The 21185-nt window shown below is 38.8% G+C and carries 5 protein-coding genes; 4 read left to right on the forward strand and 1 reads right to left on the reverse strand.

Annotation, left to right across the window (positions count from 1 at the left end):
* Window positions 1-41: 41 nt before the first annotated feature.
* Window positions 42-695 carry a fructose-6-phosphate aldolase gene (fsa, locus tag JNL75_10740; protein MBL7790294.1) on the reverse strand — a complete coding sequence of 218 codons (654 nt, stop codon included), beginning with the start codon at window positions 693-695 and terminating at the stop codon, window positions 42-44.
* 130 nt (window positions 696-825) lie between these two features.
* Between fsa and prfA the strand changes: the two genes are divergently transcribed.
* From prfA to JNL75_10760, 4 genes are all read left to right on the forward strand, one after another.
* A complete protein-coding gene (prfA, locus tag JNL75_10745) occupies window positions 826-1896 on the forward strand; it encodes a peptide chain release factor 1 (GenBank protein ID MBL7790295.1) in 1071 nt (356 codons plus the stop codon).
* A gap of 884 nt (window positions 1897-2780) precedes the next feature.
* Window positions 2781-15434, forward strand: a complete 12654-nt coding sequence (locus JNL75_10750; GenBank protein ID MBL7790296.1) for a T9SS type A sorting domain-containing protein — start codon at window positions 2781-2783, stop codon at window positions 15432-15434.
* Between the two features lie 247 nt (window positions 15435-15681).
* The gene (locus JNL75_10755; protein ID MBL7790297.1) at window positions 15682-16383 is read left to right on the forward strand and encodes an ATP-binding cassette domain-containing protein; all 702 of its coding nucleotides are present in this window, start codon (window positions 15682-15684) and stop codon (window positions 16381-16383) included.
* 26 nt (window positions 16384-16409) lie between these two features.
* Window positions 16410-21167, forward strand: a complete 4758-nt coding sequence (locus JNL75_10760) for a translocation/assembly module TamB domain-containing protein (GenBank protein ID MBL7790298.1) — start codon at window positions 16410-16412, stop codon at window positions 21165-21167.
* Window positions 21168-21185: the final 18 nt, after the last annotated feature.

The following is a 21185-nucleotide window of genomic DNA, read 5'->3' on the forward strand; positions in this document are numbered from 1 at the left end:
ATTAATAATTTATAATTAAGAATTAATGATGGTAAGTAGGTTTAGGCGAATTTTTTAGAATCTTCGATAAATTGTGCGAGACCTATATTGGTCAATGGATGATTGAGCAAGCCTTTGATAGCACTGAGTGGACAGGTAGCGATGTCGGCGCCTGCTTCTGCGCATTTCACAATATGCAAAGGATTGCGGATAGAGGCTGCTAGCACTTCGGTGTCAAAATCATAATTTCTAAAAACCTCCATAATTTGATAAATAAGCTGAACGCCATCCCAGTTGCTATCATCGATACGACCTATAAATGGAGATATCATAGTAGCACCCGCTTTAGCGGCAAGTAATGCCTGACCTGCGCTGAATACCAAGGTACAATTCGTTTTAATCCCTTTGGATTTGAAATGTTTGAGAGCCTTGAGACCATCAGCCGTCATAGGTATTTTCACCACGATATTCTTAGCTATTTTAGCTAATTCTTCGCCTTCAGCTACCATACCTGCAAAGTCTGTCGATAAAACTTCGGCGCTTACCTCACCCGAAGTGATATCACAGATAGCCTTGTAATGTGCATGAATAGCCTCCTTACCCTGAATACCAAGCTTAGCCATGAGTGATGGATTGGTCGTCACTCCATCCAATATGCCCATATCGTGTGCTTCTTTGATTTCTGCTAATACGGCGGTATCTATATAAAATTTCATATGTTCGAATTTTAGAGGGTAAATGTAAGGAGAAAACACAATTCTATATGGTTAAGAAATCCACAATATTTGGACATTTCTAGTTAGACTTCATTCATTTATCAGTACTTTTGCCCCCATTTTTATCATCATGTTAGATAAGTTAGAGAGTCTTTATATAAAATTCAAGCAGCTCGAGGAGAAGCTGAGTGACCCTGAGTCCACCCAGGATATGGAAAAATTTAAAGTGCTGAACAAAGAATATCGCAATCTAGAGCCCATAGCCGAAAAGTACAAGGAATATAAAGATTTATTATCCAATATCGAATCGAATAGAGAGATACTCAAGACGGAGTCCGATGCCGAATTGAAAGAGATGGCAAAATTGGAATTAGACGAATTGACACCGCAGGTAGAACCTATGGAAGAAGCGATAAGATTCATGCTCATCCCGAAAGATCCGGCTGATGAAAAGAATGTGATGGTCGAAATCAGAGCAGGAACGGGTGGTGATGAGGCTTGTATATTTGCCGAAGACCTCATGCGTATGTATGTGCGCTACTGCGAGACGCGTGGCTGGAAAGTGGAAATCATGGACGAAAACTGGGGTGCTACTAGTGGGTATCGTGAAGTAGTATTGAGTGTGAAGGGCGAAAACGTATATGGCGATTTGAAATATGAATCAGGCGTGCATCGGGTGCAGCGTGTACCCGAAACCGAAGCACGGGGTCGTGTGCATACATCTGCAGCTACGGTAGCAGTGTTGCCTGAGGCAGAAGAGTTTGATGTCGAAATCAATCCTGCTGATATTGAGATGCAAACGTCTCGTTCTGGCGGTGCTGGAGGTCAGAATGTGAACAAGGTCGAAACCAAGGTTCAACTAACGCACAAGCCCTCAGGAATAGTCGTAGTATGTCAGATAGAGCGCTCCCAGCATGGCAACCGTGAGCGGGCTATGGAAATGCTTCGTTCAAAACTCTATGATATGGAGCTTGAGAAGCGAGTAGGCGATGTGGCTAGTCACCGAAAATCATTGGTATCCACAGGCGACCGTAGTGCTAAGATAAGAACCTATAATTATCCTCAAGGTCGAATCACAGACCATAGAATCAATAAGACTATCTATTCTCTGGATACATTTATGAATGGAGATATTCAGGAAATGATAGACTCCCTTCGCTTTGTAGAAAATGCAGAGAAGTTGAAGGAAAATGCGATTTAATTTATAGCGTTTAATTCTGTGTTTTAACGCTAAAGCGCAGACAAGAATTTTGTCTTGCCCTATTCGAAATGTGTATTCAGCTACCTAATTCTAAAATCTCGAAAATAAATCTAGGTTTCTATATGGTCATACCATTTCTGACATGAACATTGTTCAAATGACGAGGCTGTCTAAAAAGTCTCAACTTAGTGATTTGCCACAAAGACTCCAAGTCGCAAAGTATAAATTTTGTGCACTTTTTACATCTTGTGCCTTCGTGCCTTTGTGGCTAAAATTTAGATTTTTTCCAGCCTCATTATAAAAAATATGGCAAGGCTTTATGAAAATATTCGGCTTTGTGGTTATTTATACTTGTTTCATTAAAACCTAATTTAATGCTTATTACTCTTGGAATGGTCAGTTTTTCAGAAGACACTACGTAGCGAAAAGAGATTAGAGTTAGTAGGATGTAGATCCTTGTTTTTCCAAACTGTGGACAACCTGTTAACCCAAATTAATCATTAGAAGCCACAAAGTGGCGAACTATATGATTTAGTTGGGTTTATCCCGATTTAGAATTTGTTTCAATCCCTTACGTACGGGATTGAAATACTAATTCTAAATCGATTTTGCATTTTCTAATGCGGAATTTGGGTTAAAATTTAACAAATTCCATAACAGTAACAAAATCAATAAAAAACAATCAATTTATTCAAAATTTAAAATTCATAATTAAGAATTAGTATAAAAAACACTTGCAGCCAAAAAAAAATCAAACTATCTTTACGCCTTTAAAAAATTAAAGAATTATTAAGAAATAAAATAATGTATTTAAATCGTAAACATTTTTTAATGCAAACGCCAATTTTTTTAAACACAATTACTAAACCAAAATCAGTAACAATATGAGAAAAAATTCTACTCCCACAGTTTGTCAGAGAGCTATAACAGCTTGCCTGCAAACCACTGGAAAATCATTCAACACTTTGCTAAAAACCACTCTAATCCTCTTTGTGGGCTTGGTGAGTTTTAGTAAAGTATCTGCTCAGTATTCGGGCACCATTACCATACCGAGTGGTAGCTTTACAGGTACTGGTGCTTTAGGGGTTCTTATCGATTCCCTCAATGAATATGGTTTGAGTGGTAACCTCACGGTAAACGTAACCGCAGCACAGACCGTTCCTACGGGTGGTTATATTTTAGGTACTGGAGCTACGTTTTTAGGCAATCCAGGTATCAATGCCACTATGGCTGGACGGACGCTGACCTTCAATGGGAATGGAAACATACTCACTGCTCCAGTTGGTACCCTATCTAATACTACTACAGTTTCTTTTACTGCTAATATTGATCATATGTGGGTACTACGTGGTATAGATAATGTGACTATCAATAATTTCAGTTTTGTAGATCCAGTTTCTAATACGACGACAGCACAGCAGATGGAAGCAGCTATTCTACTATGTAATCTCAATGGTGCAGCACCATTTGATGGCTGTCAGAATATTAAAATTACGAATTGTAGTTTTAATATGTCAAATAATGGCGGTAGTGCGGCTATTCAAGCAGTTCCTCACACGAGAGGTACCAATACTTTTCTAAATTGGAGCGCGGATGATGATCGACATAGAGATATACAAGTTACAGGCAATACCATGATAGAAGGATTCTCGTTTTTATGGTTTCGAGGTCCTAGTAATAATGTAAAAGCAAGAAATTTTGTGATTAACAACAATACTATACGAAACATAGGCGGAAATGTGACAGCATTTCCAAATGAAGCTATTGGTATAGCGGGTAGAGGTTCAGTCGATAGTATTGTATGTCAGAATAATTTAATAACCACCGATTCTGCACATGCAAGCGGTACCTGTGTTGGAATTTTCTTTACGACATTAGGCGGAGCGAATGATATAATCTCCAATAATACTGTTCGCATGCGAAAGGGGCATGGAACCTCATCGAATACGTTCGTAGGTATTAGTCTTAACTGTAGCAATAGCAGTACTGAGACAAGAAATTCAAATGTCTTTGTAAAGAAAAATAGTATTCGTATTGATTCCATTGCTTCGAATACAGTTGTTTTACCTACTTCATTTAATAATTTTACCGGTATATTAGTTCAGCAAGCCTTTGGTTTTGATCAGACGGCAAATCAGCACCGAGAATTTAGATTTTTTATAGATAGCAATGATGTCGATAGCTGTATTGTACAAGGAAGTGCTCAATTCATCGGATTTAATTGGATAGGAAATACTTCTGCTGGCAATATTGCAAAAGGTTATTTTACCAATAATATAGTTAGAAATATTCGAAGAAATGGTAATCCAACTTTTAGTGCTACTACAGCTTTTAATGCCGCTACTATTCAAGATAGTTTCATACTCGAAAATAACATCGTTCGAAACTTAAGTCATGAACCTATAGCTACAAGCAATAATGGAGGTTCAATTACCCCATTAAGTATCCTTGCGGCTACTGCTTCACCTCGTATTAATGCCATCGTCAGAAATAATACTGTCGAGAATGTCTTTTTTGGAGGGCTAGCAGGATTGTCCTTTTCTCCGTCTATGCAGATAGAGAATAGATTCGGTGGACTAGGTAGTTTTAGAGTGCATAACAATCGATTGAGAAAGCACTATATCCGTACCACATCTACAACAAACCCTACAGGAGGTACTGTTTCTGGTATGAGCATAACCAATAATTCTCCAGATATCCATGTTTTCAATAATGTGATTGATAGCTTAGAGGTTTCGAATCCTGGTGTCATAGCTACTACAGGTGATGTTCGAGGTATCTCTGTCAACAATACAGGAACCCATAATATTTATAATAATTATATCACGGATTTGTTTGCTCCACATACCAGTTCTACTAATAACTTATTCGGGATTAATGTGGCTACTACGGCTTCACCGACAGTAGTAAACATTTATCACAATACCATTCGTCTTGGACGTGGCGGTGCTCTGACAGGTACAGCCAATACATCTGCTTTCGGAGGCGCTGGTATATTCTTTAATTCGGGTGCGAATGCTACCTCAGGAGCAATAAATCTTAAAAATAATATTATAGACATCAATGCTACACCTGGTACCTCTGCCAACTGGGCTTGTATCAAACGATCCTTCGGTACCAACGGTACAAGACCTCTTAACTTTTTAACTACCAGTAGTAATAATACGTATAGAATTAATTCTGGTATGCAAAACTATTACTACTGTGAAGGTACTGGCACTTCGGTCACCAATGGCTTTACAGAATGGACAGCCAATGCTACCTTTACCAATGATGCCTTATTTGATGGACCTTGTAGTGCCTATAAAGGTTTTATGCAAGGTGAAGCTGGAACACTTTCTAATACAGAAACTTGGGTAGCTGGTCCTCTTGCCAATACCTTCCAACCGAGTGGAGGAGGCTTGTCTAGACAGAGTGCAGATCCTATATCTTTTATCACTACTGACCTCAATGGTTCGAGTCGTGGAGCCCTACCAGATAGAGGAGCTTTGCAGTTTACAGGTGCAGCTACAGACGTTTTTGGGCCTAAGATAACTTTTAGTGACATCCCTAATTTATTCTGTACTACTGGGGCTAGCTTGACTGCTGATATTGTTGATATTCCTAGCACGGGTAGTATCAATACGACCAGTGGTACTCGCCCTCGATTATATTTCAAAAAATCGACCGAGACCAATACCTTTTCTGCTGCTAATAATAGCTCAGGAAATGGTTGGAAATGGGTAGAAGCGACCAATACCACTTCTCCTTTTATTTTCAACCTAGATTACAGCTTGTTAAATTCTGCAGTAGTCACTGGTAATATCATTCAATATTTCGTGATAGCACAGGACAATGTAGGAACACCGAATGTCAGTGTACAAGGTGCTACCTTGACGGGTGGCTGTCCTGCTTCGGTGAATATCGCCGGTACACCAGCTATTACAGGTGCTGCCAATACGAAGCAATACTCGGTGAATACGACTGCACCACCTTATTCTATAGAGCACACACCGGCTACTTCGTGTCAAGGAGATACACTTCTGCTAAGAGTAATTGTGGATAGCTCTGCGGCATCTATGCCTACTTATACAGGTTTAGGAGCTTATAATTTAACTAGTACAGATGCTTGGGGAACCATCGATACATTTATTATTGGTTCAAGTTCAAATATATCATTATGTGCTCCAGCCACGAATGGTTTAACTCCGAGTGCTACAGCTGTTAATGGTTTGCCTGCTTCATCAGGTACTAGATATTCTAATTATACTCAACCAGCTCTAGGTTCCTTTAGTGAAGTAATAGCTGGCTCTACTATTAATTTTAGAACTACGGTAGCTACTTCGGGTACTACTTTTACGAATTGGGGTTCTGGAATAGCGATATATATAGATTATAATAGAAATGGAGTTCTAGAATCACCTGCTGAGTTGGCAAATTACTCATCTACTCCACTAAACTCGACAGCTACGACCTGTAATACAGGGGGTAGAGTAGCTAGTTCGATAACGGTTCCAACTAATATTGTCAGTGGTCCAGCACTATTGAGAGTTATGGCATTTACAGCTACAGGTGCTGCAGCACCTATTATTACCTCTCCTACCCAGACTACTAATTGGGGAGAGGTCGAGGATTATAGAGTTATGCTCAAGGGTCAGCCTGATCCGAATTTCTCCACGCATAAATGGATGACAAATAAAACAGGTACTACCGTCTTAGGTACAACCAATCCTATCCGACTCCCTTCTTATGATACCACGACTTTGTTTATTGATACCTTAAATTTTGTAGGCTGTAGATTGCCTATTACCAAGTCGATAACGGTCAATCCTGCACCACGCAGATTGCAAACATTTAATGCCACCCAATGTGGTGCGGGTATTCCACCTACTAGCTTTAGGGTGAGAGACTCCAACGGCTATACCTTCCCTGTGATTCAATGGTTTGCAGCAGCAGCAGGTGGTTCTCCGCTTCAAACTGGCTTAGATACCATCTATCTCAATGCTGTAGGGGCAACCTCTACATTATGGGTATCAATACAAAATCCAAGCTCAGGATGCTGGAGTCCTCGAGCACCTATTACTCTGACGGTGACAGCTTCTGATTCCATAGTAGGTCGAGGCAATGGTACTCGAGATACCTTGCGAATTTGTCAAGGACCCGCTATCAACTTGACGGCTATAAATGTTCAATCAGGAGGTCCAACGAAATCGTTTGACACCTTTACTTGGTCAGGTTCCATTCCTGGGGTTTCCTTTCCATTGAAAAATACGACAGGAACGCAAACCATAACTCCTTCTCTTGGAGGGAACTATCCTGTTTTTATAGATGCTATTGATACGGGTACGAACTGTCGAGCCAGAGATACATTATTCTTGGCAGTGCAGACGAATCCTTTCGCAGGTGGACAGGCATTTATAGATGTGGCTCCAAATCCTGCATGTGCAGGTACGCCTATCACGCATAGTCTCAGAATGGCTAATGCACTAGCTACCATGCCTACCTATAGTCTCGGGACTGCTCCTCCAAGTAATCCTACCTTAGGATGGATTCAAATTGATACTTTCCAGTTAGATAATTTCTTAAGTTCAGCCAATTGTACTGGTATTACGGCCGCACAAGGACCTGCCGCTAATGGCTTACCTGCTTCTACTGGTGGCACTACAGGAGGATTTTATCAGAATTACACTAGTGCAACTGCTACAGCTACCTTACCTGCTCCTGCAGTGCTTAAAGCTGGGGCTAATGTGCCATATGAAGTGAAGCTTTCTACCAACACTACATCTTCTACTGGTTGGGGTTCTACAGTGGCTATCTTTATTGATTTTGATAGAAATGGTATTATTAATCCTACTACAGAAAGAGTAGTAAACTCACCAAATGTGGCGACCACTGTCAATACTACCTGTACTCGTGTGCACACCGTGTCAGGTACCATAGCGGTGCCTACCAATATATCAAGTGGTCCAGCGCTGTGTAGAGTAATGACTGGTCTCAATAGCCCTTCTGCTACGTCTATTTCCAGTCCTAATGCCAATCCAAATGGTATGGGGGAGACCGAAGACTATATTGTAACCCTTATAGGTGCAGCCGATACTAATCAGACCAAGTTATCATGGACATCGAGTAATACGGGAGCTACCATATTAGGGACCAATCATACCTTGGTACATGCCGTATCAGTCAATAACCAGATTTATAGAGTGCGTATGGTGAATGGTTCTTGTGTAGATACTGCCAGAGATACAGTGAGTACTGCTGTACCACCTTTGACCCTCAATACCATAGTGGGTGGAACTTCGGCTTGTACGGGTGAACAATTACGATTATCTGTAACCTCTACGGGCGGCTGTGTTCCACATACCTACGCGTGGTCCATGTTCTCAGGTACAGGTACAATTACCAACCTAGGTACTGGAAATCTCAGAGATTCTATTAATTTCTTAGCCACTGGAAGTACTGGCGCTCGCACGGTGCGCTGTATAGTCACGGATAATGCTGGGAATAGGGATACCTCCGATCATGTGATTTCATTTAATAATCCTACACCTAGCAGTGTAGTCCCTGATACTATCTGTGGATTAAATTCTGCTACCCTGTGTGCCACGAGTTCGGTTACGACTGATGTACTGCGATGGTTCAATTCTGCTACATCCCTGAGAACGCTAGCAGAAGGAAGTTGCTTCACCACACCAGCATTGAATCAAGAAACTGTTTTCTTCGTTCGACAATTTACTTCAGTCATAGATAGTTGTAATCCTTATACTTCTGCTGGTTTTGGGAATGCTACATTAAATCAAGGCGTGCGATTGACAACTACCAAGAAATTGATTATTACTCATGCTGATATTTATCCTTTTGGTCCTCCTAATTCTACAGGTACTATTACGGTTTCTTTAAGAAATCAATCAGGAACCGAACTTCCAGGGTCACCTGTTACTGTTCCATTTAGTTACAATACAGGAGGTACTGCGGCTACTACAGCTGCTACTGCCACACCAGTAACTATTACATTAGGTTTCTCTATTCCGATTCCTTTGAGTGATTTAGATATGGTAATGACAGCTGTAACTGGTGCACAATTAGCACATGGCACTGCTGGTACATTTCCATTTCCTACCACTTCTGGTTCTATGAGAGTTACTTCAGGTAGAGATGCATTTGGTCCAGTCACTTGGCAGCGTTTCAACTTCTTTAATATAAAAACTGAAGAAGGATGCTGGGGCGCTCCTAGACCTGATACAGTGAAGTATGTAGCTCCGCCAGCGATTACCTTATCTCGCAAGTTAGATTCTGTTTGTTCATTAGGCTCTACTATTCCTGTGACCTTGACTGCACCTACTCCACTTTCTACCTATAATAGCTATGTATGGACACCAAATACCTCCATATCAGGAGATAGCGCTATAGGTTATATTTTCTCTGAATCTACGCCCGCTACGCACACTTATGTATTGAAGGGAACCCAGACTTCTGGTTTGCAGTGCGCTACGACCGATACCTTTAGATTACAAGTAAAAAAGATACCTCCTGTCATTCAAAGAATACCTACAACGGCTAGTGTAGATATTTGTAATGGCACGATTCAGCAGTTAGAAGCTCAGGGATATCGATTAGTAAATCATGTCGCTGGTACAGCTACATCTACTGGTTCTGCAAATGGCGCAACTGCGTTTAACAATAACTGGGGAGGTCAGAAAACCCAGATTATCATTCAGGCTTCTGAATTAGCCGCATTGCCGGCTTCAGCTAAAACATTGAAGGCTATAACCTTGACTGCAGGAACTGTTCCTGGTGGTGCATCTTATCCAGGATTTCAGATTTTTGTAGGTCATACCACATTATCTACCTTTACTGGAGCAAATGACATAAATCCATATACTGGCGCAGGTTCTGCCATGACTCCATTGACTGCGGGTATTATGAAACGAGTCTATGAAGCACCTGCAGCTGGAGCTACCTATTTCCCTGTAACGAATAGGCGTGATACCTTTTTATTCGGTACTGGTCCTGCTAATCCATTAAATGGTCCTTTATCCGACGAGTTTGAATGGAATAAAACGGATAATATCGTTATTCTTATATCCTGGGCAAATGGAACCACTACATCTCCAACTACACCTCTACAGTTTTCGACTGTTTCCGGTTTTACACCTGTTATGCATCGCTGGCCTACAGTAGCAGGTGCTACGATGAATGATATGGCTACACGGACAGATGGAACATGGGGAACAGGAGGCACTAATAGGCCAAATATGACCTTACGTTTTGAAGACGGAGCTCCTATCACTTGGTCACCGACTACAGGTTTATTCTCGAATCCAGGCGCTACCTCTGCTTACACAGGTACGCAAAGAGACTCGGTATGGTCTCGGCATAATGACACGATTAAATATTATGTGACCGCTACCTTACCGAATTCTTGCACAAGGCGGGATAGTATAACCTTGAATATTAAGGATACAATTACCATTAATCAACAGCCACCTAGTTTCCATGCCTTCTGTGCGGGGGATACAATGAAGCTATGTATTAATGCTAGTTCTACCAGTCCTATTACTTATCAGTGGAAGAAAAATGGTTTGAATATCAGTACAGCCTTAAATCCTTCCGCAGGTACGAGTTGTCTAGCTATTTCTAATTCTACGCAAGCGGATTCGGGTACTTATGAGGTAGATTTATCTACAGGTGCTCCGTGTGCGGATAAGACCTCGGTAGCTACTACAGTTAAGATTAGACTTCCTATCGTGATCACTACTCAGCCAAAAGATACTACCGTCTGCGTAGGCTCACCTATGGCTGTGATCGCTGATGCCAATAATGATACCGCTCGCATGTGGACACAAATAGGAGGTTCGAATACCGGTAATTTAGATGTGTTTAGTAAAGGATCTAGTGCATATACAGATAGTGGTCGCTATTTTATCACCTACTATCCAAATACACCATGTCCTGCTAGAAATAGTGATACGGTTCGTGTTAGAGTATTACCTCCTGCTATGATTTTAACAGATCCAGCTACGACCACGAGCTTGTGTATTGGCGATTCTACTACCTTAAAGGCGACCTATCAGGGAGCTCTTGGCTTCCAATGGTTGAAAAATGGTTCGCCTATAGCTGGTGCTACCAGAGATTCCTTGGTGGTCAAAGCGAATACACAGGCTGATTCAGGTACATACCAGTTGGTCGTGATGGCTGCAGTGGGCTGTACTCCAGATACCTCAGCTATTACAGCGGGTATTGTGAAGGTCAATCTTCCTGTTTCTATTGTGACACAGCCATTGACTAAGACCTTTGTTTGTCAGAATTCTCCATTCAATGCGAGTGTAACGGCAAATAATACCACGGGCTATCAATGGGAAAAAGATATGACTACAATTTTTGCTGCTACGAATCCATCGTTTACAATTCCGAGTACACAGCCTTCGGATGCAGGAGTATTCAGAGTATTAGTAAAAGGTATAGCTCCATGTCCTGATGTTTATTCTACGAATGATACGTTGGTAGTTACTACGTTGGCAGCAATAACTACCCAGCCAACAGCCTTCCAGGTTTGTGAAGATCAATCGATTTCTATTACGGGTGCAGGATCTAATACTGCTAGCTACCAGTGGTTATTTAATGGTTCTCCTATTAGTGCACCTAATGGTACAGCTCAGACTTACACTAAAGGAGGTAGCCCAGCTACCATGGCAGATAGCGGTATGTATCGTTTAGTAGCACTTTCCGCTAATGCAGGAGCGACTACTTGTAAAGCAGATACTTCTATTGCTGTACTCGGTGCCGTTGTGAGAAAAATTGCCATTACCACCCAGCCTTTAGCTAAGACCTTTGTATGTCAAAATTCAGTATTTAACGCTTCTATTGTGGCACAGAATGTAACAGGCTATCAGTGGAAGAAAAATGGAACCAATGTATCAATAGGAACAGGTGGTACTGCTGCTAATTATAGCATAGCTAGCACGCAGCCTGCGGATGCTGGTATCTACACAGTAGAAATGGTGGGAATTTCACCTTGCCCTAATGTGACAAGCGCGAATGATACGCTTCAAGTGACAACTTTGGCAGCGATAACGACCCAGCCTACAGCCTTCCAGGTATGTGAAGATCAGTCAATATCTATCACAGGTGCAGGTTCGAATACAGCTAGTTATCAATGGTTATTCAATGGTTCTCCAATTGGAGCGCCTAATGGTACAGCTCAAACCTATACCAAAGGTGGTAGCCCAGCTACTATGGCTGATAGCGGTATGTATCGTTTAGTAGCTCTATCAGCAAATGCAGGTGCGACTACTTGTAAAGCAGATACCTCGAATGCAGTTCTAGGTGCAGTAGTAAGAAAAATTGCCATTACCACTCAGCCATTGGCTAAAACCTTTGTTTGTCAAAATTCTCCATTTAATGCCTCTATAACAGCTCAGAATGTTACAAGTTATCAGTGGAAGAAAAATGGAACCAATGTGTCGATAGGAACTGGTGGCAATACAGCTAACTATAGTATTGCAAGTACTCAGCCTGCTGATGCTGGTATCTATACAGTAGAAATGGTAGGTACTTCTCCTTGTCCTAATGTGACAAGTACCAATGATACGCTCCAAGTGACAACTTTGGCTGCTATCACCACACCTCCTGCCTCTGGTATTGTGCGTTGTGAAACTCAAACTTTCACCCTGACTACATCAGCTACGAATGCTGCGAGCTATCAGTGGCTGAGAAATGGCTCTCCAGTAGGAACTAACTCTACGGCATACAGCATAGGATCGGCTACTATGACGGATAGTGCTTTCTATCGTGTGGTAGCATTGTCTAGCAATGCTGGCGCTACAACCTGTAAAGCGGATACTTCTGCACCAGTGTTGGTTGAGGTCAATAGAGCAATCGTAATCAATACACACCCTGCTTCCTTCTCTTATGGATGTATCGGTGCTGCCTTTAATCTCAATGTTGTAGCACAGAATGCTACAGGTTATGCATGGAGAAAAGCAGGTTCACCAATCGGTCAAACGACCAGTACCATGACGATTAATCCATTTGGATTTGCAGATACGGGTAATTATGATGTGGTTATTACGGGTCGTCCTTCTTGTCCTAATGTAACTTCGAACAATGCAAAAGTAGATCCTACGACAGCTGCATTTGTTACCACTGAACCAGTGAATACAGACGTATGTCTCAATGGAACACTGAATTTAAGTGTAGTGGCTCAGGCTGCTCAGTCTTATCAGTGGAGAAAGAATGGCGTCAATATTTCAGGAGCTACTTCAAGTACCTATAGCATACCAAATGTAGGCTATGGAGATGCAGCCACTTATGATGTGATAGCAGTAGCTTACTTTGGTTGTACCAATGATACTTCGGTGGGTGCTACAGTAACGATCAGTACACCATTGGCTATAACAACACCATTAGCCACCAATGATGTGAAGTGCGAGGGTCAGAATATCTCCTATACCACTGGGGTTTCTGGAACAGGTCCTTACACATATAATTGGAGATTGAATGGCTCTACAGTGGGCACTAATGCAGCCACGTATGCTAAGACTGGTGTGATGACCGCTGACTCTGGTAGATATATTGTATCTATCCTCGGTAGCCCAGCTTGTCCTTATGTATATGATACTATTGATCTAGATATCAACAGAACTCCTGTAGTAACAGTGGCTCCAAATGGTGCAAACCCTATTTGTCTTAATACGAATTCTACATTGAATGTAACTACGATAGATCATTCGACTGTAGAGTGGCATAAAGTAGGTGCTGGTAATACAGGTCAGACAGGTTCTACATTTAATATTACGAATGCCACCACTGCTGATGCCGGTAGTTATTTCGTCATAGCGAGAGCACAGCCGGCTTGTTCGGATGTGACTTCTACTCAGTTTACTCTAGCTGTCAACACTCCTGCTTCTGTTGCTCTACAACCTAACGGCGCTACTATTTTAGAAGATCCAGCGGGTAGTCATACCATGAGAGTTATTGCTGCAGGTACTGGTCCATTCAGTTATCAATGGTTTAGACAGGGTAATCCTATCGTGGGAGCTATATTTGATAGTTTTGCTATCACCAATTTTGTTCCTGCTTTAGATTCTGGTACTTATTATTGTAGAATTACCGCGCCTGCACCATGTAGCAATTCTGTAAATTCCAATACTGCTAGAATTCAAGGAATTAAGTGTCCAGCTGTTGTGACACAACCTACTAAGAATGTAAATATCTGTGCAGGTAATGCCTTCAGCTTAGATGTAACTGCGAAAGGAGTGAAAACCTATCAGTGGTTTAAAGGATCGACGGCTATACCGGGCGCTACTTTTGCTAACTTCTCTATACCAAATGCTGATCCTTCACATTCTGGAGTCTATAGATGTAGATTGTTTGCCTTTAACGACGCAGTCTGTGATATCACATATTCAGATTCAGCAGTAGTAGTAGTAAAAGATAAGCCTATCATTACTAAACAGCCTATGGGTGTAAGTTCTTGTGCTATTTCTACACATACCATGACTGTAGAAGCTACATTTGGTGAAACATATCAATGGTATAGAAATGGCATAGCAATTTCACCTAATGGAGATGGTCCTAGTTATACCTATAATAATGTAAACCTTATCGGTGATGAGTTTTATGTGGTCGTAGGTAATAATCTTTGTGCAGATGCTGTTTCTAATAAGATAGTGCTGAAAAATGTAAATCCGGCGAGTCAGGTTTATCTCACAGGTTCTACCGTCTTTAATCTAGTAGAGCGTTGTGAAGATGCTAACGGTTGGACTTACTACTCTACCTCTGCTCAAAGTGAACAACTTTTGATGGCTATTAAGAAAAATGGCAATAACTTCATAGCTAAACCTGATATCGAGTTGATGGGTAATATTCGTGAAATTTCACCTATCAATAATGAGAATAGAGGTGTTATTCTAGGTTCAGCATTGTTCAATCTTGATATTCAAGGCAATGTGGAAAATCCTTATGAGGTGAAGTTCTTCTATTCCAAGACAGATGCCGATTTATTGATGAGTAGATTTAATCAAATTAGACTAGCCAATGCTGGTAATTTCACTACCGATAGAATAGATCTTACATTTATCTTAAGTACACAGAGATCTTTCACTAGTCAGTTGTGGAACAATATGACTGTTCCTATTAACTTCGAGCACACCATTTCTCATAGAGATAAGGAATTCGGTATTGAGAATAATGTTCACTTTGTGATATTAAAGAATCTTGTAAGTCCGAAATTAGGAGGTACAGCATTTATGGATTACAAATTAAAGTCTAGCTCTAGAATTTCATCGACGAATGCAGACGGATTTGGATTCACTATGTATCCTGTACCTACTACAAATGGTAAAGTTACCGTAGACGTAAGTAGCAAAAAAATGAAACCTATCACCTTCACCGTAACTGATGTGACGGGAAGAGTGGTTGCTGTATTCAATGAAAAGCATACAAGTCTTGAAAGTTCGCATGCGTTTGACTTTAGTCAATTAGCAAACGGTAACTATCAGTTAATGATTTCGAATGATGAAGAATCTGCCATTGGTAAATTTACCATATCCAAGTAACACCTAAATTAGTGTAAATAATGAAAGGTTTCAGAAAGCCGCTCCCAAAAGGAGCGGCTTTCGCTTTTTGAATAGTTTTGTATCCATAATAATGATAAAAACTAAATACTAGCTAAACGAAAATGGCTAAGTTTGCGTCTAATACCAATGTTAGCTTTTATAAATATCGCAAAATTTAGATAATCAAATAATTGATACAATTAATTAAGACTCATATTTATTCACAAATAGTATAAAATTACATGTAATGACTACAATTGCGAATTCTAAGGATATCATTTCAATGAGAGATGTTTCTATTTATCAGAATGATTTTCAGGTACTTCGAGAAATTAATCTAAATCTCAAAGAGGGGGAATTTGCATATTTGATTGGTAAGACAGGTAGCGGTAAAAGTACACTATTAAAATCGTTGTATGGAGCCTTACCTATTATGAGCGGTGCTGCAGAAGTGGCTGGCTTTGATCTCAAAAAGATAAAGTCAAGCAATCTCTATGCTTTAAGACGTTCACTAGGTATTGTCTTTCAGGATTTCCAGTTACTGACAGACCGGTCAGTGATTAAAAACCTAGAGTTTGTGCTTCGTGCAACAGGAATCACTGAAAAAGCTGATATAAATATGCGTATCAGTAATGTATTAACTCTTGTAAATATGAACGATAAAGGCTATAAAATGCCTCATCAATTATCAGGAGGCGAACAACAAAGAATAGTAATAGCAAGAGCGCTTCTAAACAGACCAAAGTTAATATTAGCAGATGAGCCTACAGGTAATCTTGATCCTGATACTTCGGATGAAATTATGCGACTATTGATTCATATAAATAAAAATCATAATACAGCAATACTAATGGCGACACATAATTATCAATTGATAGAGAAGTATCCATTTAGACTCGTAAAAGTCAGTGGTGGCAAGGTTATAGATGAAGATACATTTTTTACCTAATTCTAGCATTCTAACCCGAACAGAACTTGGCAAAGAAAATATTCAAGCATGTTTTTAGATTCATTCTAGCAATTATTTTATTGCTGGGTTTGATTATATTCCTTGTACAAATCCCTTGGATACAAAACAGATTGGTAGATTACCTTTCTGGTCAATTGTCTAAGTCTTTAAATACTGAGGTCAGTGTCTCTAATGTTTCTATCGATTTTCTATCAAGATTTCATATCAATAATATTTTGATTCGGGATTATAAGAAAGATACTTTGATTTTTGTAGGCACGCTATCCAATAAGCATTTACTAGATTTCTCATTTGATAAACCGTTTAAGTTTATAGGCCAAAAATTGACTATTTCTGATGTTGAATTTTATCTAGATAATACGGTTCAAGATAGCGTGTTTAATTTGACCAAAACTTTTCGAGGCAAAAAAACACCGACAAGGGATTCCCTCGCGACTCAAACCAAGGCTAAGAAACCAGAAATAAGTTTTTTACGATTAGGCGAGTTAAACTTAAATAATGTAACATTTAGATTACGCGATAAATATAATTACCAAACGATTTCATTTCATATTCAACAACTTGAGTTAGATGCTAGAAAGTGGAGGTTTTCGGATTCTATATGGAAGCTGGGAAATTTGGATATTCATAAACCAAAGGTATCTATTGTACATCATCCGGCTCCTTATACACCTAAATCATATAAACAAGAATATTTAAATTTGCCATTTAGGATTCACTTAGATAAACTAAGCCTAGAGCACGCCCAGTTGAAAATCTTCAATGAATCTGCAATTAAATTGAAAAATAATCAACTAACATTTTCAGATCTCGATGTACGAAATATATTTTTAGCAGCAGAGAATGTAGAATTAAGACAGCGCTCCATTCAAGGTAATGTAATGCATTTAAGAGCTATTGAGAAAAGTGGATTAGGCATTACAGACCTACAAACTAATTTCTTTATGAACTCATATAAAATGGAGGCCAAGAGATTGAAATTTAGTACCAATAACTCTAATATAAAAGGGTATCTGAGATTTAATTATAATCATATGCGTGAATATCTTCGCTTTGCTGCTTGGGTCAAAGTTACAGCAGATGTTTATGAGAGTAATATTAGTTTAAAAGATCTAGCATTTTTTGCCCCTACTCTTAAGTCATGGCAGCATCTAGATGTTAAGTTTACTACCATAGCTAGTGGGAATGTGAATAATTTGACATTAGGAAATCTATTTGGTAGTATGAATGAGAAGAAAATCAAGTTTAATGGACAAATGCAGGTCATGGATTTGTTTACTGATAAAGGATTAAATGTGGTCGCTCAATTAAACAAGTTTAGTTTTGATAAAAAAGATATAGAGTTTGTATTTCAGAAGAATAATCTTCCTATAGAACTGGATAGATTAGGAATTATGACCTATGATGGAAAATTTAAAGGAAATCCGATTCATTTCACCTTAAATGGTGAGTTAAACTCAAATAAGGGAAAGACTATTTTAAAGGAAACGAGTTTTGATTTTTCGCAACCAAAATCTCCTAGATATAAAGGGGATGTTCAATTAATAGGTTTGAAGTTAAATGAAATTTTGTCAGGTGGTAGTCCTATCGATCATGTAACTGCAAGTTTTTTTGCAGATGGGGAAGGTTTTGATGTTAAATCGCTCAATTCGTATATAAAAGGTCATGTTTCTACTGCTACGATCAATGATAGGGTCTACTCAAATTTTAAATTAGATGGTAAGATTCGCGATAAGATTTTTTCAGGTGAAATTATATCACTTGACCCAAGCCTTAGCTTTAGTGCGAATGGTCAGGTTTCCATGCAAGAAGAGATTCCTGAGCTAGAACTGCAAGTTGATTTAAAAAATGTAGACCTGCAAAAACTTGGATATACAAAAAAGAAACTACATTTATATGCAAACCTTTATGGAATAGGAAGAGGTAAAAATCTAGACGAAATGCTTGGCACTATGAATATCAAAGACATGTTCGTAGTAGATAGAACTAAGGATAATATAATGTATGGATTTTCAAATTTGACGGTAGAAAAGGACGTATTCGAAGAGACTGGGAATAAATATTTACAGATAAATTCTGAGGAGTTCAAAGCCAATCTTGTAGGAGAATTCAAAGTATCCGAATTAACAGGTTTATTAAAGGATTATTTCATTAGCTACTTAACTATAGATAAGCAAAATGTGAATAAGAAGAGTTTTGAATCCACCTATTTTGATTTAAGTTTAGACATCAAGAATATCAAAAACTATTCTTTGGTCATACATCCTGAGTTGAAAAATATCAGTGCGGGTAAGCTAAATGCGCGATTTAATGGATTGGAAAATAAAATGACCATTTCGGGTGAGTTCAATAACACCGAGTATCGTGGTTTTAGATTTCCATTAATAAAAATTTCTAATTTATCTAGTAATACAAGTTTCAAGTCTTCTCTCTTCATTGATAGTGTCTATTTTGAAAATAAATTGGCTATAACTCCACTGAAAGCAAATCTCAACCAAGTTAAAGATGGGTTAGACCTCGCGATAGAATTATTAAATAGAACAGACAGCAAGTTTGTTGATTTTAATTGTAATATAAGGAAAGTAAATAACGACTACTTATTCCATCTTAAACCTTTTAATTCTTATTTTGGAAGAAAAGTCTGGTCGGTGCATCCGGATAATCTGGTTCGATTTAATCTAGAAAAAAATATACTTCAAATTGAGAGTTTGGAGATATTGAAAGATATACAATCGATTAAGTTTGACAATCAAGATGAAGATTTCAATTCATTAAAATTGAAGTTTGAAGAGGTCAAATTGGAAGAACTGATTAGCGGTTTCATGCCTATATTGAAAACATTTAAGGGTAACTTGAATGGCACATTGGAAGTTTCCGATCTATTATCGAATCCCAAGCCGGTAGCTAATATTAGTGTTGGGAATATGATGTGGGACGATGAGAAAATAGGTGGCTTTACCCTTACTAGTGTATTAAAAGACGAAGTTGTTCATTCTGACTTTTCACTTTATGGAGACTCTTATCGCCTATATTCCGAAATTTTTTATAATACTAAGGCAGGCATGGACTCTTTGTATTCTGTGCACCATTTAGAGCGCTTTAAACCTAATATTTTAAATAAAATTTTAGGAGAATTAGTCTATAATATGGATGGCAGCTTACGCGGTGATTTTGAAATTTATGGACCGCTAAACGCCTTAAATGCCAAAGGTAAATTATTTGTAGATAGTCTGAAGACAGGTATTCATACCATCTATACCACATACCAAACCCGCAATCAGACTATTGATATCAATAGGGATAGATTTGTAATAAAGCAATTTAAATTTTATGATGAGGAAGGTAATGAGGCAATTGCGTCTGGATTTATTAACTATAATAATCTAAAGAAATATGATCTGTTTTTAGATGCGTCTTCTTCAAAATTGTTATGTATGAACTCTTCTAGTAGCAATAATAACACCGTATATGGGAAAGTATATGCAGATGCCGATATAAAGTTTAGAGGAACTATTGGAGAACGAATCTCAATTCTTTCTAAAGGTAGAAATTTAGAAAACTCCGTGTTGCATATCAATTTGGAGACCGTTCAAAAAACTACTAAGTATGGATTTTACGAGTTTATAACAAAAGATACACAAGGCTATAAATCTGAAAAACTGGTCAATGTGAGGAATAAAAAATTAGGAGGAGTCAATTTGGATTTCGAATTTGATATTACCAGAGATGGAAAATTATTTATTATAATGGATCCAAGTGTGGATGATCGCATTGAATGCAATGGTCAAGGACGTATAGCCTTTAAAATGACTCCTGAAACGGATATGGATATCAAAGGATCTTATGAGATTTTCTCTGGAACTTATCTATTTACCTACCAAAACCTTCTGCAGCGTACTTTTTATCTCAATAAAGGTGGAACTATGACTTTTGTGGGTGACCCCAGATCTTCTTTAATCGATGCCTCCGCTACCTTTACTACACGAGCTAGTGCACAAGAACTAATTTCCGCATATTTCGGTAATACGGACAATTCAAGAATTATCAGTGCTGCAAAAAGTAATGTCAAGGCCAATATCATACTAATGTTAAAAAACAGAATGGTTCAACCTGATATTTCCTATGAATTGAAAGTAGACCAAAATAATCCCGATGTACAAATTGCGTTTGAAACTATTGAATCTACCACTAGAAATAATGAAGCAGAGATGAATAAACAAGTCATCGGATTATTGATGTTTAAACGGTTTTTCCCGCCGACTTTCACAGGATTCTCCCAAAATCAAAATCCTAATAATGCGGTACGATCAGACATTCAAAATACATTTTCAGACGTGCTTACTGGAAGATTGTCTGGATATATTACTGACTGGATGCAGAATACTTTTAAAGGTATGAATTTCGGACTTTCGTATAAAAACTATAATCAGCTCACTCAGGATGAAAGCTTATCCAATACAAGAAATGAGTTGAAAGTAGCAATTTCACAAAAATTATTAAATGATCGTTTAGTATTTAATTTAGGTGGAAACTATGATTTTGGTGCTGGTCAGTTTAGCAATACTAATACTGCTTTTTTTGGAGGAGATATGGATATAGAATACCTTTTGACTCCCTTGGGAAATGTTCGAGCCAAATTTTATTCTACCTTATCTAATGACCCTTTGAACTCCATCTATATCAATAAAACGGGAGCTGGTATACTTATTCAAAAAGATTTTGATGAATTCAATCAGATATTTAAAAAAAATAGATTGAAGTAATTGGTATAATCTGACCGC

This window comes from Chitinophagales bacterium, assembly GCA_016787225.1.
In the GTDB taxonomy this organism is placed as follows: domain Bacteria; phylum Bacteroidota; class Bacteroidia; order Chitinophagales; family JADJOU01; genus CHPMRC01.

What these genes read in the sequence shown, in the direction of transcription:
- fsa (MBL7790294.1), bottom strand. Translation starts at nt 695, where the DNA reads ATGAAATTTTATATAGATACCGCCGTATTAGCAGAAATCAAAGAAGCA.
- prfA (MBL7790295.1), top strand. Translation starts at nt 826, where the DNA reads ATGTTAGATAAGTTAGAGAGTCTTTATATAAAATTCAAGCAGCTCGAG.
- JNL75_10750 (MBL7790296.1), top strand. Translation starts at nt 2,781, where the DNA reads ATGAGAAAAAATTCTACTCCCACAGTTTGTCAGAGAGCTATAACAGCT.
- JNL75_10755 (MBL7790297.1), top strand. Translation starts at nt 15,682, where the DNA reads ATGACTACAATTGCGAATTCTAAGGATATCATTTCAATGAGAGATGTT.